Source organism: Streptomyces sp. NPDC058008, assembly GCF_042886395.1.
Lineage (GTDB): Bacteria > Actinomycetota > Actinomycetes > Streptomycetales > Streptomycetaceae > Streptomyces.
This window is the reverse complement of record NZ_JBHVQX010000017.1, coordinates 75,941-101,144: the sequence shown is the minus strand read 5'-3', so window position 1 is coordinate 101,144 and position 25,204 is coordinate 75,941. Positions and strand designations below refer to the sequence as shown.

Below are 25,204 nucleotides of genomic sequence, written 5' to 3'. Positions count from 1 at the left end.
GGTTGTGTTTCCGGCCGGTGAACAACTCCAAGCTAGCCCTGGATCCTAAATTGGTCACCAATTTACCAAAGTGACGTAGGTCGCTCCCCTGAGCCCTTCTCCTGGACCGATGAGCGCGTTATCGTCCGCCCGCTCCGGGGGCCGGCCGCTCCGTCTGATGTACTGGTCGGCGTGTCCACGCAGCCCGAAGCGCCCGATTTCACGTCACTTCTGCGCCCCGTCGTACGGGAGTCCTCGGTCAGTGAGGTGGCCAAGCGGCTCCTCGACCACCTGTCCGAGGGGAACCTGAAACCGGGTACGCGCCTGCCCGCCGAGCGCCAGCTCGCCGACGCCCTCGGCGTCGCGCGCTCCAGCGTGCGCGGGGCGCTGTCCGCGCTGGACGTGCTGGGCATCATCGAGATCAGGCCGGGCTCGGGCTCGTACGTCCGCGAGGGGACCTCGGAGTTCCTGCCGCGGGCCATCAACTGGGGCCTGATGCTCGGTCAGCGCCGTACGCAGGACCTGGTCGAGGTCCGCACCTTCATGGAGGGCATGTCGGCGCGGCTGGCCGCGGACCGGGCGTCCGAGGAGGACGTCGAGCGGCTGGAGAAGCACCTGGAGCGGATGCGGGAGGCGGGCACGGACGTCAAGGCGTTCATCGACGCCGATATCGCCTTCCACCTGGAGACGGCGAACATCGCCCGCAACACGGTGCTCAGCGACATCCTGCACTCCATCCGGGCGCTGCTCCAGGTGTGGATGGAGCGGGCGGGAGACATCGAGGGAACGGTCAGCGGGACGCTGCACGAGCACGGGGCGGTGCTCGACGCGATCCGGGCGGGGGACCCGGAGGGCGCGGACGCGGCGATGGCCGAGCACATGCGGCTGGCGAGCGACCGGCTGAGGCTGTCGCTGCGCGGGGGCGAGGACCAGGGGGAGTAGCGCTCAGGACCGCGACCGCCCGGGCGGAGCGGTCTCCTCCGGGAGGGGTGCGGTCTCTTCCGGGAGGGCCACGGACTCCACCGGGAGAGAGGTGGCCTCCTCCGGGAGGAGCGCTGCCTCGCCGGCGGGACCGGGTGCCGGGGCGGGGGGTGTGCGGCCCTCCCGGCGGTGCGTCGCCTGTACGGGGCGTGTGGGCTCCTCGGGGGTGAGCGCCGTCTCTGCGTGAGGCGTGGGCTCCTCGGCGGTGAGTGTTGTCCGTGCGGGGGGTGCGGATCCCTCAGGGGTCGGCGTCGCCTGTGCGGGGGGTGCGCAGCCCTCGGCAGTGAGCGTCGGCTGTACGTGAGGCGCGGACTCCTCGGCAGTGAGCGTCGGCTGTACGTGAGGCGCGTACCCGTCAGGGCTCGGCTCCGCCCCAGCGACAGGTGTGGCGGCCTCAAGGGGGCGCGCCGCCCGCACGGGAGGCGTGGGCGCCTCGGCGTCGGGAGCCGCCGGTGCGGGCGATGCGCAGCCCTCGGCGGTGGGCTCCGCCCATACCGGAGGGGCCGGTGCCGTGCCGGGGTCGTCCTGGGGGTGGTGCGCCTGCCCGGCCGGCGTGGGGCCTTCCGCCGGGTACGCCGCCCGCCCGAGGTCCGGGGCCGCCTCCCCCTCCGCCGCGCGGGGCGTCCCGCCGGCCGCGGAACCCTCCTCCGGCGGGGCCGTCCGCCCCGGGTCCGTGGACTCCGCCGCGGGAGCCCGGCGGGCCGGCGGTGCGGCGAACGCCCGCCGCCGCGCGGACCCGCCCAGCAGCGCGGGCAGTTCGGTCAGGGAGCTGACGCGCCAGTCCGCCGTCTCCAGGACGTCCGGGTGATCCGCCCACCAATGCCCGTACGGGCCGCGGCGGATGTGGGCCGTCCGCAGCCCGCAGGACTTCGCGGGGAAGAGGTCGTCGGCGGGGTGGTCGCCGACGTACAGGGTGGCTTCCGGCCGTGCGCCCGACACCTCCAGCACGCGGCTGAAGAACTCCCGGTCCGGTTTGGCGACCCCCCACTCCTCCGTGGTGGCGACCAGGTCGGCCGGCAGGTCCAGGGCCCGCAGCAGCGCCCCGGCCCTGGCCGTCCGGTCGCCCGCGACGACGACCCGCAGGCCCAGCGCGCGCAGTTCGGCCAGGGCGGGGCGGACGTCGGGGTAGAGGTCCCGCTCGTCCAGGTACTCGCCACGCCCGGCCGCCGCACGGGCGTGGTACGCCTCGCGCACGTCCATCCCGGGGCGCAGGATGCGCAGCGCGTCGGCGCTGTCGCGGCCCTGGGCGACGGCGGCGCCGACCAGCGCGCTGACGGTGTGCGGCGGGACCCCCAGCCAGTCGGCCCAGGCGGCCCAGTGGCGGTCGTCGCGGACGAGGGTTTCGCCGATGTCGAACACGATCGTTTCCATCACCTCCCCGAGCCTACGGGGCAAGTAGGACATAACGGCCAAGGCGCCAGTGCCGGACGGGCGGTTGTGCCGGACATGGGCCCTGGTCCGGAAGGGGTGACGCGCTCGTATGCTCGGATCATGACCGATCCTCAGCGCCCCACGACCAACGCCATGCGGCGCGCCCTCCGGCGGGCCCGCGACGGTGTAGCCCTCGACGTGGCCGAGGCCGCCGTCCTGCTCCAGGCGCGGGGTGAGGACCTCACCGACCTCGCCGCGTCCGCCGCCCGGGTCCGGGACGCGGGTCTGGAGGCGGCGGGCCGGCCCGGAGTGATCACGTACTCCCGCAAGGTCTTCATCCCGCTGACCCGGCTCTGCCGTGACACCTGCCACTACTGCACCTTCGTCACCGTGCCCGGGAAGCTCCGCAGGGCGGGGCACGGGATGTTCATGTCGCCGGACGAGATCCTCGACGTCGCCCGCAAGGGCGCCGAACTGGGCTGCAAGGAAGCCCTGTTCACGCTCGGCGACCGGCCCGAGGACCGCTGGCCCGAGGCGCGGGAGTGGCTGGAGGCCGAGGGGTACGACGACACCCTGGCGTATGTGCGGGCCATGGCGATCAGGGTGCTGGAGGAGACGGGCCTGCTGCCGCACCTGAACCCCGGTGTGATGACGTGGACGGACCTCCAGAGGCTGAAGCCCGTCGCCCCCTCCATGGGCATGATGCTGGAGACGACGGCGACCCGGCTCTGGTCGGAGAAGGGCGGCCCGCACCACGGGTCACCGGACAAGGAGCCGGCCGTCCGGCTGCGGGTGCTGGAGGACGCCGGCCGGTCCAACGTGCCGTTCACCACCGGCATCCTGATCGGGATCGGCGAGTCGTACGAGGAGCGGGCCGACTCCCTCTTCGAGCTGCGCAGAACGGCGCGCGCCTACCACGGCATCCAGGAAGTCATCGTCCAGAACTTCCGCGCCAAGCCGGACACCGCGATGCGCGGGATGCCGGACGCCGAACTGGAGGAGCTGGCCGCCGCCATCGCCGTGGCCCGCCACATCCTCGGCCCCTCCGCCCGCATCCAGGCCCCGCCGAACCTCGTCGACACCGAGTACGCCCTGATGATCGGCGCGGGCATCGACGACTGGGGCGGCGTCTCGCCCCTCACCCCGGACCATGTCAACCCCGAGCGCCCCTGGCCGCAGATCGACGAACTCGCCGCGCGCACCGCCGAGTCCGGTTTCCTGCTCCGTGAACGCCTCACCATCTACCCGGAGTTCATCCAGCGCGGTGAGCCGTGGCTCGACCCGCGCCTCCTGCCGCACGTGCGGGCGCTCGCCGATCCGGAGACGGGCCTCGCGAAGGAGGGCGCGATCCCGGCGGGCCTGCCCTGGCAGGAGCCCGACGAGGGCTTCAACGCCTCCGGCCGCACCGATCTGCACCGCACCATCGACACCGAGGGCCGCACCGGTGACCGCCGCGACGACTTCGACGAGGTGTACGGCGACTGGGAGGCCCTGCGGGAGGCCGCCGCGCCCGGCATGGTCCCCTCCAGGATCGACGCCGACGTACGCCAGGCCCTCGGCCAGGCCGCCGACGACCCCATCGGGCTCACCGACGACCAGGCCCTCGCCCTGCTCCACGCGGACGGGCCGGCGCTGGACGAGCTGTGCCGCATCGCGGACACCCTGCGCCGCGACGTGGTCGGTGACGACGTCACCTACGTCGTCACCAGGAACATCAACTTCACCAACGTCTGCTACACCGGCTGCCGCTTCTGCGCCTTCGCCCAGCGGCGTACGGACGCCGACGCCTACACCCTCTCGCTGGACCAGGTGGCCGACCGCGCGGCGCAGGCCTGGGACGTCGGCGCGGTCGAGGTCTGCATGCAGGGCGGCATCCACCCCGACCTGCCCGGCACCGCGTACTTCGACATCGCGCGGGCCGTCAAGGAGCGCGTGCCCGGCATGCACGTGCACGCCTTCTCGCCGATGGAGGTCGTCAACGGCGCGACCCGCACCGGCATGTCCATCCGCGACTGGCTGACCGCGGCGAGGGAGGCCGGGCTCGACTCGATCCCCGGCACCGCGGCGGAGATCCTCGACGACGAGGTCCGCTGGGTCCTCACGAAGGGCAAGCTGCCCACCGCGACCTGGCTCGAGGTCATCAGGACGGCGCACGAGACGGGCCTGCGCTCCTCGTCCACGATGATGTACGGCCACGTCGACCAGCCCCGCCACTGGCTCGGCCACCTCAGGACGCTGGCCCGCCTCCAGCAGGAGACCGGCGGCTTCACGGAGTTCGTCACCCTGCCCTTCATCCACACCAACGCCCCGGTCTACCTGGCGGGCATCGCCCGCCCCGGGCCCACCGACCGCGACAACCGCGCCGTCACCGCGATGGCCCGCCTCCTGCTGCACCCGCACATCACCAACATCCAGACCAGCTGGGTGAAGCTCGGGGCGGAGGGGGCCGCCGAGATGCTGCGCTCGGGCGCGAACGACCTCGGCGGGACGCTGATGGAGGAGACCATCTCCCGTATGGCGGGCTCCGGTTACGGCTCGTACCGCTCGGTCCAGGACCTGGTCGCCATCGCGGACCTCGCGGGCCGCCCGGCGAAGCCGCGTACGACGCTGTACGGCGAGGTCCCCGAGGAGCGCGTCAGGGCGGCGGCGGCCTCGGACGGCCATCTGCCGGAGCTGCTGCCGGTGCTGGAGGGCTGAGGGAGGGGCCCCGCGTTTCCCGCCGGGGGCGGGGGCGTGGGGGAGGGCGCACGGATCGCCGCCAGGGTGCACCGGCCGGGCCGCCGGTGCACCCCTGGCGCGACCGGGGGCGTGCGCCGGTGACGGTGCTCCCCGCCCGGATCAGCCCCCGTCCGTGGTCCCGCCCGCCGTGGCGATCACCTCGTCCAGCACCTCCCGGGAGCGGCGCAGCTCGTCGATCTTCCGGTCGATGCGGTCACGCTCCACGGTGAGGTCGCCCACCAGGCGTGGGGTGGCCGTCTCGGAGGGGCCGCCGTCCGCGTCCCGCACACAGGGCAGCAGCTCGGCGATCTTCGAGCTGCACAGCCCGGCCGCGTAGAACTCCTGGATCCTGATCACCCGGTCGACCGCGCCCTCCGGGTAGTCGCGGTGGCCGCCGGGGGTGCGGGCGGCCGTCAGGATCCCCTGGGTCTCGTAGTAGCGCAGGGAGCGCTCGCTCACGCCCGTACGCCGGGCCAGCTCGCCGATCCGCATGGATGCCTCGCCTCCTGGACTTGAACCTGACACCGGTGTCAATTCTTACCGTGCCTGCATGACGAACGCAGCCCCTTCCTCCCGGAAGCTCTTCGAGACCGTCGCCCTCGGGCCCCTCACCCTGCCCAACCGCCTCGTGATGGCCCCACTGACCCGGAACCGGGCCACCCCCGAGGGCGTGCCGACCCCGCTCATGGCCACCTACTACGCCCAGCGCGCCACGGCGGGGCTGATCATCGCCGAGGCGTCCACACCGAACGCCGTGGGGCAGACCTACCCGAACATCACGGCGATCCACAGCCCGGCCCACGTCGCCGGATGGCGCCGGGTCACCGACGCGGTCCGGGCGGAGGGAGGGCGGATGTTCCTCCAGATCCAGCACGGTGGGCGTGCCGGCCACCCCGACACCAGCGGGCTGACGCCCGTCGCCCCTTCGCCGATCGCGTTGCCCGAGACGATCCACACCCCGGCCGGGCGGGTGCCCTCGGTCGTGCCCCGGGAGATGACCGCCGAGGACATCGCGTCCACCGTGGCGGACTTCGCCTCCGCGGCCCGCAACGCGATCGAGGCGGGCTTCGAGGGGGTCGAGGTGCACAGCGCCAACGGCCACCTGCTCCACCAGTTCCTCGCCCGGGGGACCAACCGGCGGACCGACGCCTACGGCGGGTCCCCGGAACACCGCGTCCGCTTCGTCGTGGAGGTGACCGAGGCCGTGGCGGCGGCGATCGGCCCCGAGCGGGTCGGTCTGCGCGTCTCGCCGTGGAGCACGGTCAACGGTGTCGAGGAGGGCGACACCGAGGAGATCTACCCGGCGCTCCTCGGCGCCCTGGCGGACACCGGCCTGGCCTATCTGCACGTGGGGTACGCCGACCCGGAGGACCCCGTCTTCCAGCGGATCCGCAAGGACTGGCCCGGGACGCTCATCGCCAACCCCGTCCTGCCGAAGGACCGCATCCCGGAGGACGGCGGGCTCGCCCACGGTGAGCGGCTGCTCACCGCCGGAGCCGACGTGATCGCGCTCGGCCGCCCCTTCCTGGCCAACCCCGACCTGATCCGCCGGATGCGCACGGGCGCCCCGGTGAACCAGGTCCGGGACGCGTACATGATGTACGTCGGCGGGGAGACGGGCTACACGGACTACCCCGTCCTGCCCGACGAGGCATGAGCCCGCCGGGGGCGGGGGCGGTACCGGCCGACCGGGTGGTGCGCCTCGCCCCGACGCGGACGGGTCAGTCGTTCCGGGACGCGCCGCAGGCCGCGGCGTGCGGCGGACGGACGGCGTCCGCAGGAGAGGCGGCCCATGCGCGGGCATGTCACATCCGGTGCGGGCCGCTCCGTCGTAAGGGTGTGACCAGCCCGGCAGCAACGCATAGGAGCGCATCATGGAACCGCGTCTGAACCTCTTCGGCAGCCCTCGCGCGGCCGCCTTCCTGAAACACGTCAATGCGGCCGGAAAGGCGGTCACCGACTCGGCCGTACCCGCCGCCACGCAGGAACTCGTGAAGATCCGCGCGAGTCAGATCAACGGCTGCGGATTCTGCCTCGACATGCACACCAAGGAAGCGGCGGAGGCCGGGGAGAGCGCGACGCGCCTGAACCTGGTCGCGGCCTGGCGGGAGGCCACCGTCTTCACCGAGGCCGAGCGCGCCGCCCTGGAGCTGACGGAGCAGGGGACGCGCGTCGCCGACGCGGCGGGCGGGGTGACGGACGAGGCCTGGGCCGACGCCGCCAAGCACTACGACGAGGATCAGCTCGTCGCCCTGGTGGCCCTCATCGCCGTCATCAACGCCTACAACCGGCTGAACGTCATCACCCGGCAGCCGGCCGGCAACTACCGTCCGGGACAGTTGGGCTGACACTGCGTCACCGTCGGGACCGCTGGAGCGGTCCCGGCGGAGCGCGGGGCGGCCAGGCGTCCTCGGCGGTCAGGAGCGGGGAATTAACTCCGGGATACATGCGGGGAAATGGTCCCGGAAAACGTGAGGAATGACGTTCAAAAGTGCTCCGCCGCGCTAGTGGGTACATATTGTTCCGGCCATGAACCCGCAGTTCCCTTTCGATTACAGTGCTTGCGCAGTCGCACGTAGGCCGAAGGAAAGGGGGCTCGGTGAGCAAAGGGACCACAGCCGTCTGGGGCCGTGCCCAGCAGCAGGACTTCCGCGGCCGCGTCCGGGGATCCCTGCTCGGCGGGGCCATCGGGGACGCGCTCGGAGCGGGCGTCTCCGGACTCACCCTGGAGGCCATCCGCGCCGCCCACGGCGTGGACGGGGTGGCCGACTTCGTTCCCGCGCACGGCAGACGGGGCGCGGTCACCGCCGTCACCCAGCTCACCCTCTTCACCGTCGACGGGCTGATCCGGGCGCAGGTCCGCCGTGACACCGGCGCGTGGCACCCGCCCACCGACGTGCACCGCGCCCATCTGCGCTGGGCCGCCACCCAGAGCGCCTGGGGACCCGACGAACGCCGCAAGGACAACGGCTGGCTCGCCCGGGAGGAGTGGCTCTACACCCGCCGTGCCCCCACCCGGGAGTGCCTGACCGGCTTCGGCGACACCACGATGGGCACGCTGGCTGTGCCCAAGAACCCCGCGGCCCGGGACTCGGCCGCGCTCACCCGCTCGGCACCCTTCGGGCTGCTCGTCGGCTGGGAGCCCCAGCTCGTCCTCCAGCTCGCGGTCGAGTGCGCCGCGCACACCCACGGCCATGCCACCGCCCAGCTCGCGGCCGGAGCCCTCGCCGTCATGGTCCACGGCCTGGCCCGGGGAGAGACCCTGGACGGTTCGGTCCAGGGCACCCTCGCCCTGCTCACCGGACGCCCAGGTGCCGAGCAGGTCACCGACGCGCTCCGGCAGGCCCTCGGCTCCGTACGCCAGGGGATCCCCGGGCCCGCACTCATCGAGGCGCTCGGCGACACCGACTCGGCGGAGGAGGTGCTCGCCGTCGCCCTGTACTGCGCCCTGGTCGGCGAGGACATACGCCACGGGCTGCGGCTCGCCGTGAACCACTCGGGGCCGTCCGCGGCCACCGGGGCCGTCTGCGGGGCTCTTCTCGGAGCCCTGCACGGCGAGACGGCACTCCCGCCGGCCTGGCTGGCCGAGCTGGAGGGGCGCTCGACCCTCCTCGAACTCTCCGACGACTTCGCGATGGAGATGACTCAGGGGCCCGCCCTGCACAGCCCGACCGCGGTGGCCCCGGGCTGGCTGGCCCGCTACCCCCGGGACTGAGCGGGAGCGGAGAGCGGCGAGGGGCCCGAGAGGAGCTTGAGGGGGCCGGGAGGGGCCGCCACGTCGGTGGCAGCGGCCGACGGGAGCCTCCGGTGCGACGGGGACGGGCGGCACGGCCGGGCCGGTGGCCGGGCTGGGACGGGCTGGCGCCGTGCCCGCCCGCCCGCTCGCCGGTTCACCGGACCTGGCAGTCGACCTGAGGCGGCCCGTTGACGGACCGGACCGTCGGCCTGAGGTGGCCCGTTGACGGACCGGACCGTCGGCCTGAGGTGGCTGGTCCGCCAGGCCTAACTGCCGACCTGGGGCGGCTCGTTCGCCGGCCCCAGTTGACCTGCGGCGGCCGGTTCCCCGGTCCCAGCTGTTGACCTGAGGCATCCGGTTGGCCGAGCCGACCGCCGACCTGAGGCGGCCGGTTCCCCGGTCCCAGCTGTCGACTTGAGGCCTCCCGTTGGCCGGGCCCGACCGTCGACCCGAGGCGCCCCGTTCGCCGGTCACAGCTATCGACCTGAGGCAGCCCGTTCACCGGCCCGCGACCACTTACCGGCCTTCGGCCGTCCACCGGCCGCTCCCCGCCCACAGCCGCTCCAGTCCACCGGCCGCCCCCGTCCACCGTCCGCCGCCGCTCCAGTCCACCGGCCGCCGCCCACGCGCCGACCGCCCTGTTCACCGGCCGTCACTCGCGCGCCACCGCCCACCGCCTCCCGTCCACCGTCCGCGCCCGCTACCCGCGCCCGCCACCCGGGGCGTCCGTCGGCCCCGCGCGCCGGACCGTCAGTCCCGCGCGCCGGACCGTCAGTCCTTCACGCCCTCATGGACCTCCGTGCTCTCCGGCCCCGGCCTCTGCGGGGGGACCGCAGCCGCCGTGCCTCCGCCGTCCGTGTTGATCATCTCGATCAGGGCGTCGCGCTCCGGGGTGTCCTCGGGCTTGATGAACCCGATGGCGATGTAGAGCACGAGGGAGATCGCCAGCGGCAGGGCCACCTGGTACTGGAGGGCGACATCCGTCTTCACCGAGCCGTCGAAGTTGTAGTTGGTGAAGTAGAAGGCGAGCAGTCCCGCCGCCCAGCTGGTGAGCGCGGCCGTCGGGCCGGACCTGCGGAACCTGCGCAGCAGGCCGAGCATGAACGGGATCGCGATCGGGCCCATCAGACCGGCCACCCACTTGATCACGACCGAGATGATGTCCTTGAACGTCGGCGAGTTGATCTGCGTCGCCAACGCCATCGACAGCCCGAGGAAGGCGAGCGTGGAGAGCCGCGCGGCCAGCAGGCCGCTGCGGTTGCTCCAGGTGCGGGCCGCCTTGGAGAAGACGGGTGCGATGTCCCGGGTGAACACCGCCGAGATGGCGTTCGCGTCGGAGGAGCACATGGCCATCGTGTGCGAGAAGAACCCGACGACGACCAGCCCCAGCAGCCCGTGCGGCAGCAGCTGCTCGGTCATGAGGGCGTAACTGTCCGAGGCGTCGGGCTTCTTGGCCTCGACGAGCAGCGGCGCGACCCACATCGGGAAGAAGAGCACGGTCGGCCACACCAGCCACAGCACCGCCGAGAGCCGGGCCGAACGGGTCGCGGAGCGCGGGGAGTCCGTGGCCATGTAGCGCTGGGCCTGGTTCCACATGCCGCCGTTGTACTCGAAGGTCTTGATGAAGAGGTACGCGAGGAGGAAGGTCACCGTGTACGGTCCGGCCGTCGGGCTGGTGTGGCCCTCGGGCAGCTTGTCCCAGACCGTCCACAGTGAGCTGAAGCCGCCCAGCTTGCTCATGGCGATGACCAGCATGGCCAGGCCGGCGAAGAGCTGGATGACGAACTGCCCCAGTTCCGTGAGCGCGTCCGCCCACAGCCCGCCGACCGTGCAGTACACGGCGGTGATCGCGCCCGTGATGAAGATGCCCTGGGTCAGGGTGATACCGGTGAAGACGGAGAGCAGCGTGGCGATGGCCGCCCATTTGGCGCCGACGTCCACGATCTTCAGCAGCAGGCCGGACCAGGCCAGGGCCTGCTGGGTCTGGATGTTGTAGCGGTTCTTCAGGTATTCGAGCGGCGAGGCGACGTGCAGCCGCGAACGCAGCCGGTTGAGGCGGGGGGCGAAGAGCTTCGCGCCGATCCCGATCCCGATCGCGATCGGCAGTGACCAGGTCACGAAGGACGTGACGCCGTACTGGTAGGCGATACCCGCGTAGCCGGTGAACATCACCGCGCTGTAGCCGGACATGTGGTGCGAGATGCCCGACAGCCACCACGGCATCTTGCCGCCGGCCGTGAAGAAGTCGCTGACGTTGTCCACGCGCTTGTGCGACCAGAGTCCGATCGCGACCATCACACCGAAGTATCCGATGAGCACGGCCCAGTCGAGACTGTTCATGTGCCCCCTCCAGGGGTCCGCCTTGTGAACGGGTACGCACTTCGCCGGTACGGCCGTTTCAGCGGGGTCCCCGTGCGGGAACAGGGACTTGGGGGATTGAACCGCCTGTCCGGGGCCACGGTCAAGGTCCCCTCGGTCAGGGATGTGAACGCAGATCAGCAAGGCGAACGATTTTACTCGGACTTGACCTTGCAGGGCGTTGTCGTGAACGCGACCACGGTCCCACGATGAGCGGGCACTTCGTCAGGCTGTGCGGAGACCGGCGCACGCCAGGAACGCCCGAGAACGCAGAACGGCCGCACGGGATGCGGGTCCCGTGCGGCCGGAGAAGGGGGAGAGCTGCACGACGTGACGCGCGAACCGGCCGCACGGAGCGTGCTGCCGGTGTCGAGCGCTGGTCGTGAGGTGTGCGTACGCCCATCGGGCGGTGCTGGATCCGGTGGCGGGCCGAACCCTCTCGGCCAGGACGGCGAACCGGACGAGAGGGCTGCCGGCGGTGGTGCGCGGCGACCGGACGCGGCGAGGCGCCCGAAGGGTGGCGTACGCGTCAGGCGTTGATGGAGCCCGACGCCACGTCACGCACGAAGGTGTTCCACGCTCCGGACACGAAGGAGAGCGAGGGGCCTTCGGGCGCCTTCGAGTCACGCACGGCGATGGCCCGCGTGACGGGCGACTTCACTTCGACGCACGCTCCGTTGCCGCCGGAGTACGACGACTTCGTCCAGTTTTCCGTAGCACCCTGAAGAATGGCCATGTTCACTCCGGTTCAGAGAGTTGATGTAATTGGCACCAACTTCGTTCCTGTTGGCGTGATCGACGCTACTCGCCAACATCGCCCGGTGGTGGGGCCGTTCACTCGACCGGATGGCATATTCCATGCGGGTCTTCCGCTGCAAGGTAGGGGCGGTGTATCTTTCCGCCCCCACCTCGCTTACATCACGGTATTTCCCGCACGTCGGACTTTGTCGGACTGTCCTGTTCCGGCGGGTGCCCGGACGTCGCCGTCCTTGCCCGAGGGTCTCAGCGGGCGGTGTACTCCTTGACGATGTCACCGATGAACTGGCGGGTCTGGTCCACGTTCAGGGCCTGTGCCCGCAGGTGCTCGTACATGACGCTGTAGCGCTGCACGTCGTTCGCCTTCTCCAGATAGAGGTCGCTCGTGACCCCTTCGATGTAGACGACGCTGGAGTCGGCGGCGTCGGGGAACTCCAGGATCGCGTACTGGCCGTTGATGCCGGGGTGCGCGCCCATTTCGAAGGGCAGCACCTGCACGGTCACATGGGGCAGCTGGGACTGCTCGATGAGGTGCTCCAACTGGTCGATCATGACCTGCTTGCCGCCCACCAGCCGGCGCAGGGCGGACTCGTCGATGACGGCCCACAGGCGGAGCGGGTGCTCGGGCGCGTTGACACGGTCCTGGCGGCGGGCCCGGACGTTCACCCGCTTCTCGATGTCGGACGGCGGGGCCTCGGGCAGGGCGCCGTTGATCAGCGCCTCCGCGTAACTCCTGGTCTGGAGCAGCCCCGGCACGACCTGGGGTTCGTACACCCGGAGGGACTCGGCGTCGGTCTCCAGGCCGATGTAGACGCTGTACGGGATGTCGCCGAAGGCGTGCCACCAGCCCTGCTGGCGGGAGTCCTTCGCCATCTGCATCAGCGAGTCGACGACGCGGTGGTCCTCGACCTCGTAGACCCCGCACAGGTCGCGGACGTCGCGCTGGCTGATGGAGCGCCGGCCGTTCTCCAGGCGGCTGATCTTCGACTGCGAGACGAGCAGCCGCTCGGCCACCTCCTCCGCCGTCATGCCCTTGATCTCACGGAGGCGGCGCAATTCCTGGCCCAACCGGCGTCGCCTGACGGTGGGATTGACGTTGGTCGGCACGGGAACGGCACCTCCGGCTATACAGCTCTTGTAGCTGTGCGTGTCTGCTGCTCAGCAGATTGCCACCCGGGCCACCGGCCGCGCTGGGAAATCGTCACACACCATCACGGCACGCAAGAGCGCGGGGCAGCCGGTGGATCCGGCTGCCCCGCGCCTGGTGCGGCTCCCGAACCGGGTCTTGGGGACGTCGGTGCGGCGGTATTCGGTGCTCCGCGTAAGTGTCCGCGCGGTCGTGCTGTCAGTGGACGGAGGTGTGCGCCATGCTGCCGCCGCGCGCTTGTGCTTGCGGCTGCAACGGCACGCCTGCCGCCTGCTGATTACGGCGTGGCTGGACGGCCACACCGTTCTGGACGTCCATCACGGCATGCGCCACGAGTCCGCCCATCGGGTCGTGTCTGATCAGGTCCCGGAGCCGGGAGCGCGACGAGCGCCCCTCGTTCCCGGGGTACAGGTGCTTGCCGAGTCCGACCGCGTGGGCCAGTGCGGCGAGCGCCGCGGTCCGCGGGTCCGGCGGTACGCCGGTGCGGATCGCGCTGTCCAGCCGGGCCTTGATGTCCCGGCTGATCGCCGTGTCCGTCGCCTGGTAGCGAGTCGTCGGCAGCACTCCGCACATCTGGCCCGCCACGGCATGAACCATGCCGCACCGCTCCAGATGAGCGAGGTAGATCTGGCGAAGTCCCAACCGGGGCCCGCCGATCCAGTGGACCGCCCGAACCGGACTGCCACGACGGCGCAGCAGTTCCAGTGCGGAGTCCAGAGTCGGATCTCCTGTCGGCCGTGGCATCACCACGGCGATACGATCCCCATCAGGGGCTATCCGTCCTGCCAGAGCCAGCTCCACTAGCTGTGCCCCGGCCAGGCCGAGGTCGAGCGACTGCGGCTGCGCTGTGGTACCCGTGGTCGGGTCCAGAGCGAGCAGCAGAAGCTCCTCCGGAATTGTTCTGCGGCTCCTGCCCATCCATGCCTCCCCGCGTGGATGTCTGACAGGGTGACCCCTCTCACATTGGTCTGTCGAGGGTGCCTGGGTGCTTTGTGAGGGAACCGTTAGGTATGTCGTTCTCGTCTAGCGGCTCGGCCAGGGGTTCACACAGGACACTGGTGAATGGTTCGGACAGTGCGGGCGTGACCCCGCGGCTCATCAAGGAGGTATCGGTGGCGGGCGAGTCCCCCGGCATGTCGGAACAGCGGAAGTCGTCGGGGACGGCAGAGGAACGTGATCCGCGTCTCGCCGTGTTCCGTGAAGCGGACGCTCCGGCGGACGGGAACACGGTGGACGGGGCGACGGCCGCCGCGACGGACAAGGAGACCGCGGTCTTCCGCGTGCCGCGGTCCACGGACGCCGACGCGTCCGAGGTCGCCTCCGCGTCCACGGACGGCCCTGAAGGGGCCACGGACGCCTCCACGCCCCGCGAGGGGGCTCCGGAGGCGGATGAGGCGCCCGGTGCGGCCACGGAGGCGCCTGGGGCGTCCGCAGGCACGTCCGGGCACGCTTCGGGCCGTACGGAAGCGGGTTCGGGCGCCGATGCGGGGTCCGGGGACGCGGCTGACGCCGATTCGGGCACCGGGGACGGGTCTGACGCCGCGACCGGGGCCGGCTCCGGCCGCCCCGGGGACGATGAGCGCTCCGGGGCCGGTTCCGGTCGCGATGAGGGCGATGAGCGTTCCGCGTCCGGTGCGGCGGATGCCGGGAAGGGCCGGGGCTCCGCTGCCGTGGCCGCCGAGGCGGAGCGCTCCGACGGGGAAGCCGCCGGAGACGCCGAAGAGGCCGGCGACACCGAGGCCGCTCCGGCCGCCGCGTCCGGATCCGATGCCCGGCCCGGTGCCGACGCGGACGCGGACGACGAGCCCGACGAGCGTCCCGAGGCGGCCTCCGACTCCGGCTCGGCCGCCGATTCCGCCGATTCCGCTGCGGACTCCGCCACCGATTCCGAGTCCGGTTCCGGAGCCGGTGAAGGTTCCGGGCCGACCGATGACCGGCTGCGCGAAGCCGTCGCGGCGTGGGTGACGAAGGATCCCGACGAGGAAGAAGAGGAAGAAGCCGCAGCTCAGGACGGTACGGTCGCGCGCGACGGCAAGGCGTCCGGTGACGCCGGTGACGGCGCGGACACCACGGGCGGGAAGGCTGCGGACACCGACCCCGACGCCGCTCCGGCCGACCGCGCCGCGACCCCGGCCGGCAACGGTTCGAAGGCGTCCGCCGGGACCGGAGCCACCTCCGAATCCGACTCCGACTCCGACCCGGAGGCCGACGCCTCCACCGGCCCCGACGCCTCCACCGGTTCCGACTCCGACACCGCTACCCCGGCCGGTACGGCCTCCGGCGACGCCCCCCGTGTCCCCCGGACGCGCGGGGAAGCCGCCCCGGCGAAGGGCGCCGAGCCCGCGTCGGAGGAGCGAGGAATCGATCATCCGACCGCCGTCTTCAAGGCGCCGCGTGCGGAACAGCTCGACCAGCCGACGACCGCCCTGAAGCTCCCGCCGAAGGAGAAGGAGAAGGGGGCCGCGCGGAAGCCCGCGTCCTGGGCCGCCGGGTCCACCGACGCGGCCGAGGCCCCCGCCGAGCGGACCAGCAAGTTCGTCCCGCTGCGCTCGGACGACGTACGCCCCGCGACCCTGGTCGGCCCCACGGTCACCCCGGACGTGGCGGCGGGTCCCGGTGCGCCCGGGGCACCCGGGGCCGGTTTCACCGAGGCCGAGCGGACCCGGCAGCAGCCCATGCCGCCCAGGCCGCCGCTCGACCTGCTCGCCGAGCTCACGAACACTCCGCCGCCCCGGGAGACCCCGGTCCGCACCGCGGTCCGGCGGGTCAAGATCTGGACGCCGCTGGTCCTGCTCGTCCTGGTCATCTTTGCGATCGCGCAGGCGGTGCGTCCGCTTCCCGACCCCGCGCTGACGCTCTCCGCCGCACCCACGTACACCTTCGACGGCGAGAAGCTGGACATGCCGTGGCCGGAGGAGGGCCAGGGTGCCGTGGAGGTCGAGGGCGTCGGCACCATCGGCTCGTACGGCAAGGAGAAGTCCGCCCCCGTCGCGAGTGTCGCGAAGATCATGACGGCGTACGTCATACTCCAGGGCCACCCGATCACCGGTAAGGAGAACGGGGAGCAGATCGAGGTCGACGCCAAGGCCGGCGACGAGGCGGACCGGCCCGACGAGTCGACGGCGCCCATCAAGGAGGGGCAGAAGTACACGCAGCGTCAGATGCTCCAGCTTCTGATGATCCCCTCCGGCAACAACGTGGCGCGGCTGCTGGCCCGCTGGGACGCCACCACCGAGGACGCGTTCGTCGAGAAGATGAACGCGGCCGCCAAGGACCTCGGGATGACGAACTCCATGTACACGGACCCCAGCGGTCTGGAGGCCACGACCCGGTCCACCCCCGCCGACCAGCTCAAGCTGGCCAAGGCCGTCATGCAGAACGACGTCTTCCGCGAGATCGTGAACATGCCGCAGGCGGAGATCCCGGGCATCGGCAAGATGATCTACAACAACAACAACATCCTGCTGGAACCCGGTGTCAGCGGGATCAAGACCGGCTCGTCGACCCCGGCGGGCGGCAACCTCGTCTGGACGGCCGAGACGGTCATCGACGGCACGCCCCGGCGGATCATCGGCGCCGTCATGGGCGCCGACGTCGACGGGACGCTGGACGCCAAGCTGCAGCGCGCGCTCCGGAGCAGCCTGAAGCTGATCCAGGCCGCACAGGCGGGCGTCGACTCCGCCACCGTCGTCAAGAAGGGCCAGGTCGTCGGCTACGTCGACGACGGACTCGGCGGCCGTACCCCCGTGGTGGCCACCAAGGACCTGAAGGCGGTCGGCTGGGGAGGGCTCGAGGTCGGTCTCGAGCTGACCGACGGCGGCACGACACCCGCCCACGAAGCGAAGGCGGGCACGGTCGTCGGCGAGGTGACGGTCGGCACCGGCACGGGCAAGGTCTCCGCCCCCGTCGCCCTCCAGGACGACATGACCGAGCCGGGCTTCGGCGACAAGCTGACCCGCATCACCTGACCGGGTGGACGGCCTCCGGTCCCGCCGACGCGGCGCCGGAGGCCGTCCCACGGCGGGGCAGCGCGGACAAATCACCTCGTGCTAGCGTCCCAGAGGCAACGGACGGGCGCCGGGACGCGTCCTTCCCTCCGAGTACGGATGAGGCCCGTGCAGTACAGGGACCGTTCGGCAGGCCCGGGCAAGGACGGGGAGAGCCGCAGTGACCACCGCTGAGCCGACACGGGCGGAAGCCGATCCGCCCGCCCGAAGCGTCGTCGTCCGGATCCCGGCCCAGCCCGGCGGAGGCACGAGCCCCGGCGCATCGCTGCGGAGCCGTCTCGCGCGCCACCCGGTCCTGCTGACGACCGTGGTCGCGGCGGCCGTGCACCTCCTGTGGTTCCTCTTCTTCGCGAACAGCGGCGGCGACATCGCCGCCCAGGACGCCTGGGCCGAGTTCGTCGGCCGCCACCCCGGCACCGCGTACAACCTCGCCTGGTACGGGGGCATGCACCCCGTCTCGTACAGCGTCGTGTCGCCCTACCTGATGTCGGTGCTCGGCGTCCGCACGACGATGATGGTCGCGGGCACGGTGTCCTCGGCGCTCACCGCCCTGATCCTGGTGCGGGTGCCCGCCGTCCGTAACCCCCTGGCGTGTGCGCTCGCCGGGGTTTTCGCCTACCTGTGCAACGCCCTGTCCGGCCGGGTGACGTTCGGCCTCGGCATGATGTTCGCGCTCGGCGCCGTGGCCGCCGTCTTCTGCTGGCCGTACCGCTGGCGCCGCAAGCGCTGGGCCAAGGCCGTCGTCGCGGCGCCGCTGGCCGGCCTCGCGACGGCGGGGAGCCCGGTCGCCGGGCTCTTCCTCGGCGTGGTCGCCGCCGCGCTCTTCCTGAACAAACGGCGCCCCGGGGCGTACGCGCTGGGCCTGGCGCCCGTCGCGGTCGTGGTCCTGTCCGCGTGGCTCTTCCCGTTCTCGGGCACCCAGCCGATGTCGGTCGGCACCCTCTCGCTGCCCTTCCTGTACGCGGTGTTCGTCTGCTTCCTGGTGCCCCGCGACTGGCACACCGTACGGACGGCCGCGGCGGTCTACGGCGCCGGGACACTGCTGACCTACGTGGTCGACTCGCAGATCGGGTCGAACGTGTCGCGGATGGCGATGCTGTTCGCCGGGGTCGTCCTGCTGGCCGCACTCCCGTACACGGTGCCGAGGACCCGGCGCTGGTACGCGCTGGTCCTCGTCTTCGCGGGGCTGAACTTCTGGATCGCCTACAAGAGCGTGGACGACATCGTCCGTACCGCTCCCACCGCGTCCTGGACCCGCGAGCTGGCCCCGCTGGTCAACCAGCTCCAGAAGGCCGGGGCGGAACGGGGCCGGGTCGAGGTGGTCCCGGCCAGCAGTCACCGGGAGGCCTCGGCACTCGCGCCGTACGTGAACCTGGCCCGTGGCTGGAACCGGCAGGCCGACATGAAGCGCAACGCGCTCTTCTACGACGACACCCTCGACGCCGTGAAGTACCGCGAGTGGCTGGACCGCTGGGCCGTGCACTACGTGGTGCTGCCGACCGGGAAGCCCGACACCGGGGGCGTACAGGAGGCGGAGCTCGTCGAGAACGGGCAGCCCTACCTGAAGGCGGTCTGGAGCGACGCCAACTGGAAGCTGTTCCGGGTCCTGGACCCGGTGCCGCTCGCCGACCCGCCCGCGACGGTGGAGCGGGCCGGCGACGACGAGCTGACGATCCGCGTGCAGTCGGCGGGCCGCGTCCTGATCCGGATCCCGTACTCCCGGTGGCTCGCCCTCGTGGACGACGAGGGCAGGAGCGTGGAGCGGCCGCAGGAGACGGAGATGTCCAAGAAGCGCTCGGCGCGGGACGAGGAGGCCCCGAAGGCCTTCACCAACCCCCACGGCTGCCTGCTGAAGGTGGAGGAGGACGGGGACGGCGACGAGTGGACCGAGCTGCTCGCCCCCAGGCCGGGCGTCTACCGCCTGGCCGCGCCGTACCAGCTGCAACCGGGAACGCCGTGCCCGGAGGAACTGCGCCCGTAGCGGGCACGGGCCCCTCAGGTACGACCCGGGGCCCCACCCGGCCGTCACCGCCGGGGCCCCACCCGGCCGTCAGCGGGATCCTGCCCGGCTGTCCCGCCGGGGATCCTGCCCGGCCGTCACCGGGACCTTGCCCGGCCGTCACCGGGGTCCTTGCCCGGCCGTCACCGGGGCGCCCGAAGGAGCAGGGGCGGCCGCGGGCGGATCACCCGGAGAACCGCCCGCCGCCCGGTCGCCCCGGGGGAGCGGGGGCGGGGCCACCGGGGGCCGAGAGGTGCGGACGGGGACGGGCCTTGGGTCACCGGGTGGCCGTCAGGCGCGGACGGTCCCGGGTCACCGGACGAAGGCGCTGTCCCGTTCCGCCAGCCGCGCGAGAGGACCGGCGGCCCTGAGCACCACGTCCAGGGCGCGGTCCGGGTCGGAGGCGTAACAGCCGCTGGCCCAGGCGGCGTTGGCCTCGATGACCGCCCACTGCCCCGCGTCGGTCATTCCGACGTCGACGACGATCGCGGAAGGCAGGGTGTGCCCGGCGGCGGCGAGCAGCTCCGCACCGAACGCCCGCGCCGAGGCGGTCGGCGGAGCCGGGTCGAACCGTCCCGACGTGGCGTACCGGCTGCCGGTGTGCACCTGCCCGTCGAGCAGGTACAGCCGGTACTCCGTCTCGAACGCCACGACGTCGCTCACCAGCACCACCGTCCCCGGATCGACCGCGTCCGGCCCGGGAAGCCGGGACCCGTCCGTGTAGACCAGCGCCGGAATGCTCTTGTCGTTGGGGGACTTGACGAAGACCGGACGGCGCAGCGCGTACGCCTCACGGATGGGCAGGGCGCGGATCTCGCGCCGTACGAACGCGGCGGGCAGCCGGGCGAGCCAGTCGGCGGGAGCTTCGAGCGGCGCGATGCCCAGCGCGGGGGCCACGGAGTCGGCGTAGGAGGGGCCGGCGTGCAGATACGCGTCCCCGTCGTGCAGCTCCCCGGGCACCTCCCGGTCCGGCAGCTGCACGGTGCGCAGGCCCCGCCGCCGCGCGGTGTCGCGGAGGGTCCGGGCGGAGACGGTGAGACGCGGCGGGAGTACGAGGGGCATGGGCACGGATCCTGCCGCAGCGGGGGCCGCGCGGCCCACCGGATTTCGTTCGACAGCCTGTGCCGGGTTCCGCATCCATGGGGCGGATACGGATACGGATGCGGTTGCGGGTGTGGCCGCGGATCCCAGAGGCAGGGCGCTGCGACGGGGAGCGTGGGGACGGGAAACAGCGGGACGGACCACGGGGCCGCCGGCCGGGGGGGCGGGCTCGGGAGCACCTGGCGGCGGGGGAGGGGCAGCGATGTCGCCCTCGTACGGCGCCTGCTCGCAGCGCAGTTCCCCGGCTGGGCGGTTGTATCTCCCGCGTACCGGGCCGAGACGGATCTTCCGTACGCGGACGGGGGCGGACGCGGCGGAATGGGCGAGGGCCCGGGGACGGGCGCTGTCGGTCGCCCTCATGGGGGCGTCGTACTACCGGGCGTCGAACCCGGTGAGGACGGCGACCGCACGGCATGTGATCGGCGAGGTCCTGGAGGAGACCGTGCGGGGCGACCGCGCGGGGTGACATCCGCCGCCCCGGCCGCCGGTCGGCTTCCGGTCCCGGGCCGTCTCCTCCGGTCCCGGGCTGCCCCCTCAGTCGTCCGTGCGCGTCAGTCGTCCGTGCGCGCTTCCCGGGGTTCCCGGGGTTCCTGGAGCCCCGGTGTTTCCCGGCTGCCCCGGGCGGGGCGTGCGCGGTCTCCGGCGAGGCCGCCCATCACGTCGTACATCTGCTGCGGGGCGGGCGGAGCGACCGTGAGCGGTCCGTGCGCGGCCTCGGCGCGCAGCCCGTCGAGCAGGAAGGCGACGGACCGGCGCCAGACGTCGGGCGCGGGGCCCGAGGACGCGCGGGCGAGCAGGGCGTTGGTACCGAAGGTGAGCATGAGGTCCTCGACGGTGAAGTCGGGGCGCAGGGTGCCGTCGTGCCGGGCTCGGTCGATGATCCGTGTGCCCGCGTCCTGCGCACGGTGGCAGACGGCCATCAGGAGCTCGGCACGCGGGTAGCGCCCGCCGACCACGTCGGCGACGGCGGGGTCGGCCGCCTGGAGTTCGCAGACCTTCTCGACGTAGTACACGAACCCCTCCCACGCGTCCTCGAAGGACAGGGCGCGCCCGGCGACTTCGTCGAGCCGGCCCGACGCGAGGTCGGACACCACTTCGTCGATGAGCGCCTCTCGGGTGCCGAAGAGGTTGTAGAGGGTGCCGTGGCTGACTCCGGCCCGGCGGGCGATCTCCTTCAGGGGCACCTCCAGGCCGCGCTCCTGGAAGAGCTCGGCGGCGGCTGCCCGCAGTTTCTCCGCGTTCCGTCGCGCGTCGGCCCGCATCCGATCGATCCTCCTGGTCCTGGCATTGCGGCCTCCATGGTCGCACTCCCGCCGCCCCACGCCGTGCCACGCTCAGCCGGGGTCGGCTGTGATCCGTACGGCGTCGACGCCCTGGTCCAGGAAGGTGGCCAGGGCATGGGCCTCTTCGCTGACCGACTTCCGTTCCCGGGCGGAGAGCGGTCGCAGGGGGGTGACCTGGAGCCGCTGGTCGTGCGTGGTCCACGTGGCGGCGACGCGTCCGTCGACCAGCACGGCGCGCAGACCCGCGACGGACAGGCCGAGGTGCGCGTCGTCGATGACGCGGCTGCGGTCGTCGTATCCGAGGATCGCGTTGTCGAACGCCGGGAGGAACCGTACGGGGGCGGGGGTGTCCGGGGACGGGCGCGGCGCGTCGGGCAGATCGAGGAGCACGCGCCCCCGTTCGTCGCGGAAGGTGACCAGTTCGTCCCGCATGGCCCTGACCGCGGCGGGGAGGCCGGTCAGGCCGCTCCAGGCGCGGATGTCGGCGGTGGCGGCGGGGCCGTAGGCGGCGAGGTAGCGGCGTACCAGTCGCTGTCCGACCGGGTCGTCGGCGCTGCCGGTCCCGTCGGGCAGGGGGTCGGTCTCCCGTCCGAGCCAGATGGCCAGGGGCAGGTTCCGTACGCCGGCCTTCGTCTGCCAGAGGCCGCGTGGAGGCATCTGGACCATGGGGATGAGGGCGGCGACGAGGAGTTCGCCCAGGACGCGGCGCGGCGGGCCGGGCCAGCGGTCCCGGACCGCGTCGACCAGTTCGGCCATGGTGCGGGGCCGGTGGTCGGCCATGACGGCCCACCCGGCCGCGGCGAGTTCGTCGAGGCCGATGCCGGTGAGCTCGCGCCGGTAGGTCGTCGTCACCCGCCGGCGCAGCATGCTGTCGTGACGGGCCCGCCAGGCGAGCGCGTCCCCGGCGGTGACCAGGTGGACGGTGCGGCGCATCAGGTGCGTGCGTACGACGTGCCGCCCGGTCAGCGCATGGTCGAGAAGGCCGGGCGTGAAGGCGCGCGTCCGCGACCACAGACCGGTGAAGGGCTCCTGCGGTTCCTGGGCCTGAAGGCCGCACAGGTGGGCCACCGCGTCCTCGACCGGGACGTCGGCCCGGTCGAGCAGGTACTGGCGGGCCAGAGTGGCGCGGTTGAGGGCACGTGGGCCGAGTACGGTCATGGGCCCAGACTGCCGCCCGCCGGTCCCGCCGCCGGTACGCCCTGGCTGTCGCATGTGCACGGTGTCCCGCTCTTCTTCTTCTCGTCCGGTGGGTTGGTGGGCCGGTGGGCCCGTGGCCTGGTTGTCCGTTGGGCCGGGGCCGCTGGGCCGCCGGGCCGTCGTCGCGTCGTGGGCGGCGTGACGGCCGGGGTTGCGTACGGCGTGCCGCGTCGTCCGTCGCGTGCGGCGCGGCGGCCCGGTCGGCCCGGTGTCCTTCGACGGGTGCGGATCAGCCGTTGTACGGGGCCGCCACGTCCAGGACCCAGGTCACGCCGAAGCGGTCGGTGAGCATCCCGTACAGCGGCGCCCACTGCGACGGCGCCAGCGGCTGCACCACCGTCGAGCCCTCCGCGAGCTTCTGCCACAGGGCGCCGATCTCGTCCGTGTCGTCACCGCGTACGGAGACGAAGAACGGGCTGTTCCCCTGGTCCCAGGGCAGCCGGGAGGGAACGTCGTAGGCCATGACGTGGAAGCCGTTGTCGCCCACCACCTCTCCCCACACCAACTGGTCCGCCTCGCTCTCGTCCCGTACGTCTCCCGCGTCCTTGTACGTGACGGCGGTGAGGCGACCGCCGAAGACGGACCGGTAGTGGTCCAGAGCCGCCCGTGCCTCGCCCCGGAAGTTGAGGTGGGTGGTGGTCGTGACGGACATGCCTTCTCCTTGTTCGCTGTTCGCTGTCGGCGGGGCCGCGGGGCCGCGCGGCAACGGGTGCCTGGCGGCCGGGGCGGGACCGTGGCCTCCCCGGCGGGTGGTGAGGCCACCGTTCCACGGGTAGCGGACAGGTTGTGTCCTGTACTGCGGACAGAATGACGAGATGCAGAAGACGTCCTCGCGGCTGCTCGCCCTGCTCTCGCTCCTCCAGACGCACCGTGACTGGTCCGGTGACGGGCTGGCCGAACGGCTCGGCATCACCCCGCGCACGGTCCGCCGTGACATCGACCGCCTTCGTGAACTGGGTTACCCGGTGGTCGCCTTCAAGGGGCCTTCCGGTGGCTACCGCCTGGAAGCCGGCTCGCAGCTCCCCCCGCTGTTGTTCGACGACGACCAGGCCGTCGCCCTGGCCCTCGCCCTACAGTCGGCGTCGACCAGCGGCACGATCGGCGACGACGCGGCACGGGCACTCGCCACCGTCCGCCAGGTCATGCCGCCCCGGCTGCGCCGGCGTATCGACATGGCGCAGGTCACGGCCGTACGGCCACCGGGAACGGGCGACGACTCCCCGACGGGCACGCGGGTTCTGATGGAGCTGAGCCGCGTCATCCGTGACCGCGAGGAACTGCGCTTCGACTACGGGCGGGGGGCTCAGGGGGGCGGGTTCGCGGAAACCTCGGAAACCCCTGGCACTCAGGGAACGTGTGGAGCCCCTGGGAGGGAGGCCGAGGGGGAAACGGCCGGACGGCGAGGCACTCACCGGCAGGGCGCCGCCGTCCCCACCGGGCCGCACTCTCCCGCTCACCGGCAGGACATCACCGTCCCCACCGGGCCGCACTCTCCCGCTCACCTGCAGGGCGCCGCCGTGCGCGACGCAACTCCCCCTGCCGGGCGGCCCCGCCGGACGCAGCCGCACCACCTCGCCACCTGGCGCGGCCACTGGTACCTGATCGCCTGGGACCTCGACCGTGACGACTGGCGCATCTTCCGCGTCGACCGCATACGCCCTCGCACCCCCAGCGGCCCGCGCTTCACCCCGCGAGAGCTGCCCGGCGCCGACGTGGCCGCGTTCGTGACCGGCCGCTTCCGGGGGACCGATGGTTCCACCGCGGACTGGCCCTGCCGTGGCGAAGTCGTCCTCGGCCTCCCCGCGCACGCGGTGGCACCCTTCGCGCAGGACGGGATCGTCGAGGAGCTCGGCCCCGAGCGCTGCCGCCTCACCCTCGGCTCCTGGTCATGGACCGGTCTCGCCACCACCCTCGGCTACTTCGACACCGACATCCATGTCATCGGTCCGCCTCAACTGACCGCCGCCTTCGCCGAACTCGCAGCCCGTTACGCCGACGCGGCGGCACCGAAGTGCGGCCCCTGACCCGCCGCGCCTCCGGCCGGCTGGCCGAAATGTGACCCGGCTCGGACGGGATCGCCGGCTCCGACCGGCGGTCAGCGTGGCTCCTCGGAGACCCGGCCCTTGCTCGCCCCGCTCCGACGGGCACCGAAGCGTGGATCGCCATCCGTTCGGCCGTGACCGTCCCGTCCTTGCTCCCGTTTCCGCCCGCAGCCGCAGCCGCAGCCGCAGCCGCAGCCGCAGCCGCAGCCGCAGCCGCAGCCGCAGCCGCAGCCGCAGCCAGGGCCACAGTCCTGGCCTCAGCCCCGTGTGCGCCTCAGCCCCGGGCCCGGCACCGCTCCCACCCCGGCACCGCCCCACCCCCGGCACCGCCCCGACCCCAGGCACCGCCCCGACCGTGACCGACGCGGACCGGAGCCGGTCCGTTCCGGCAGGCTCCGACCGGAGTCATGCGGGTTGGCGCACCGACCGGGTGCACACCGTTGGGCGGTGCACCGCCCCGCCCCCACATCGGCAGGAGTCACGCCGACCGTCGCGCACCGGTCCGAGCCACACCGCCCGGACGGCAGTG

At 72.5% G+C, this 25,204-nt stretch carries 18 protein-coding genes and 1 pseudogene; 9 read left to right on the top strand and 10 right to left on the bottom strand.

Features of this window, described 5'->3' with window-relative positions; genetic code table 11:
• Positions 1 to 171 precede the first annotated feature (171 nt).
• Positions 172 to 921, top strand: coding sequence for a FadR/GntR family transcriptional regulator (locus ACFVS9_RS19020; RefSeq protein WP_383114814.1), 750 nt, complete (start codon positions 172 to 174; stop codon positions 919 to 921).
• A gap of 780 nt (positions 922 to 1,701) precedes the next feature.
• Here ACFVS9_RS19020 and ACFVS9_RS19015 read toward each other — a convergent pair.
• A pseudogene (locus ACFVS9_RS19015) lies at positions 1,702 to 2,331 on the bottom strand (HAD family hydrolase); the annotation flags it as partial.
• 120 nt (positions 2,332 to 2,451) lie between these two features.
• Between ACFVS9_RS19015 and ACFVS9_RS19010 the strand changes: the two are divergent.
• On the top strand, positions 2,452 to 5,028 hold the full coding sequence (locus ACFVS9_RS19010) for a bifunctional FO biosynthesis protein CofGH (protein WP_383114813.1): 2,577 nt from the start codon (positions 2,452 to 2,454) through the stop codon (positions 5,026 to 5,028).
• 141 nt (positions 5,029 to 5,169) lie between these two features.
• Here ACFVS9_RS19010 and ACFVS9_RS19005 read toward each other — a convergent pair whose 3' ends face one another.
• Complete coding sequence (locus ACFVS9_RS19005) at positions 5,170 to 5,541, bottom strand: MerR family transcriptional regulator (RefSeq protein ID WP_383114812.1); 372 nt, start codon at positions 5,539 to 5,541, stop codon at positions 5,170 to 5,172.
• A gap of 58 nt (positions 5,542 to 5,599) precedes the next feature.
• Between ACFVS9_RS19005 and ACFVS9_RS19000 the strand changes: the two genes are divergently transcribed.
• The 3 genes from ACFVS9_RS19000 to ACFVS9_RS18990 all read left to right on the top strand — a co-directional run bounded on the left by ACFVS9_RS19000 (position 5,600) and on the right by ACFVS9_RS18990 (position 8,764).
• Positions 5,600 to 6,706: an alkene reductase gene (locus tag ACFVS9_RS19000; protein ID WP_383114811.1), complete on the top strand. Its 1,107-nt coding sequence runs from the start codon at positions 5,600 to 5,602 to the stop codon at positions 6,704 to 6,706.
• 217 nt (positions 6,707 to 6,923) lie between these two features.
• A complete protein-coding gene (locus tag ACFVS9_RS18995) occupies positions 6,924 to 7,397 on the top strand; it encodes a carboxymuconolactone decarboxylase family protein (RefSeq protein WP_383114810.1) in 474 nt (157 codons plus the stop codon).
• Between the two features lie 251 nt (positions 7,398 to 7,648).
• The gene (locus ACFVS9_RS18990; RefSeq protein ID WP_383114809.1) at positions 7,649 to 8,764 is read left to right on the top strand and encodes an ADP-ribosylglycohydrolase family protein; all 1,116 of its coding nucleotides are present in this window, start codon (positions 7,649 to 7,651) and stop codon (positions 8,762 to 8,764) included.
• A gap of 792 nt (positions 8,765 to 9,556) precedes the next feature.
• Here ACFVS9_RS18990 and ACFVS9_RS18985 read toward each other — a convergent pair.
• From ACFVS9_RS18985 to ACFVS9_RS18970, 4 genes are all read right to left on the bottom strand, one after another.
• Positions 9,557 to 11,125 (bottom strand): sodium:solute symporter family protein, encoded by a 1,569-nt coding sequence (locus ACFVS9_RS18985; protein ID WP_383114808.1) that lies wholly within the window; start codon positions 11,123 to 11,125, stop codon positions 9,557 to 9,559.
• A gap of 547 nt (positions 11,126 to 11,672) precedes the next feature.
• Positions 11,673 to 11,879, bottom strand: coding sequence for a DUF397 domain-containing protein (locus tag ACFVS9_RS18980; RefSeq protein ID WP_327117566.1), 207 nt, complete (start codon positions 11,877 to 11,879; stop codon positions 11,673 to 11,675).
• A 266-nt stretch (positions 11,880 to 12,145) separates the two neighbouring features.
• Positions 12,146 to 13,006 (bottom strand): helix-turn-helix domain-containing protein, encoded by an 861-nt coding sequence (locus tag ACFVS9_RS18975; RefSeq protein WP_383114807.1) that lies wholly within the window; start codon positions 13,004 to 13,006, stop codon positions 12,146 to 12,148.
• A gap of 238 nt (positions 13,007 to 13,244) precedes the next feature.
• Positions 13,245 to 13,964: a GPP34 family phosphoprotein gene (locus ACFVS9_RS18970; protein ID WP_383113595.1), complete on the bottom strand. Its 720-nt coding sequence runs from the start codon at positions 13,962 to 13,964 to the stop codon at positions 13,245 to 13,247.
• Positions 13,965 to 14,158: 194 nt separating this feature from the next.
• Here ACFVS9_RS18970 and ACFVS9_RS18965 point away from each other — a divergent pair, with 194 nt between their 5' ends.
• Positions 14,159 to 17,014: a serine hydrolase gene (locus tag ACFVS9_RS18965; protein ID WP_389933882.1), complete on the top strand. Its 2,856-nt coding sequence runs from the start codon at positions 14,159 to 14,161 to the stop codon at positions 17,012 to 17,014.
• 199 nt (positions 17,015 to 17,213) lie between these two features.
• Entirely contained in the window at positions 17,214 to 19,034 is a 1,821-nt protein-coding gene (locus ACFVS9_RS18960; RefSeq protein WP_389933735.1) for an MFS transporter, read from the top strand.
• Positions 19,035 to 19,364: 330 nt separating this feature from the next.
• On the opposite strand, the gene ACFVS9_RS18955 is transcribed toward ACFVS9_RS18960, so the two are convergent.
• Positions 19,365 to 20,114, bottom strand: coding sequence for an ATP-grasp domain-containing protein (locus tag ACFVS9_RS18955; protein ID WP_389933732.1), 750 nt, complete (start codon positions 20,112 to 20,114; stop codon positions 19,365 to 19,367).
• 241 nt (positions 20,115 to 20,355) lie between these two features.
• On the opposite strand from ACFVS9_RS18955, the gene ACFVS9_RS18950 reads away from it, so the two are divergent.
• Positions 20,356 to 20,619: a hypothetical protein gene (locus ACFVS9_RS18950; protein ID WP_389933729.1), complete on the top strand. Its 264-nt coding sequence runs from the start codon at positions 20,356 to 20,358 to the stop codon at positions 20,617 to 20,619.
• Positions 20,620 to 20,704: 85 nt separating this feature from the next.
• Here ACFVS9_RS18950 and ACFVS9_RS18945 read toward each other — a convergent pair whose 3' ends face one another.
• The 3 genes from ACFVS9_RS18945 to ACFVS9_RS18935 form a co-directional block, all read right to left on the bottom strand.
• The gene (locus ACFVS9_RS18945; protein WP_383113598.1) at positions 20,705 to 21,415 is read right to left on the bottom strand and encodes a TetR/AcrR family transcriptional regulator; all 711 of its coding nucleotides are present in this window, start codon (positions 21,413 to 21,415) and stop codon (positions 20,705 to 20,707) included.
• Positions 21,416 to 21,487: 72 nt separating this feature from the next.
• A complete protein-coding gene (locus ACFVS9_RS18940; protein ID WP_389933725.1) occupies positions 21,488 to 22,594 on the bottom strand; it encodes a winged helix DNA-binding domain-containing protein in 1,107 nt (368 codons plus the stop codon).
• A gap of 268 nt (positions 22,595 to 22,862) precedes the next feature.
• A complete protein-coding gene (locus ACFVS9_RS18935) occupies positions 22,863 to 23,285 on the bottom strand; it encodes a VOC family protein (protein ID WP_389933722.1) in 423 nt (140 codons plus the stop codon).
• A 163-nt stretch (positions 23,286 to 23,448) separates the two neighbouring features.
• Between ACFVS9_RS18935 and ACFVS9_RS18930 the strand changes: the two genes are divergently transcribed.
• A complete protein-coding gene (locus ACFVS9_RS18930) occupies positions 23,449 to 24,657 on the top strand; it encodes a helix-turn-helix transcriptional regulator (protein WP_389933719.1) in 1,209 nt (402 codons plus the stop codon).
• Positions 24,658 to 25,204: the final 547 nt, after the last annotated feature.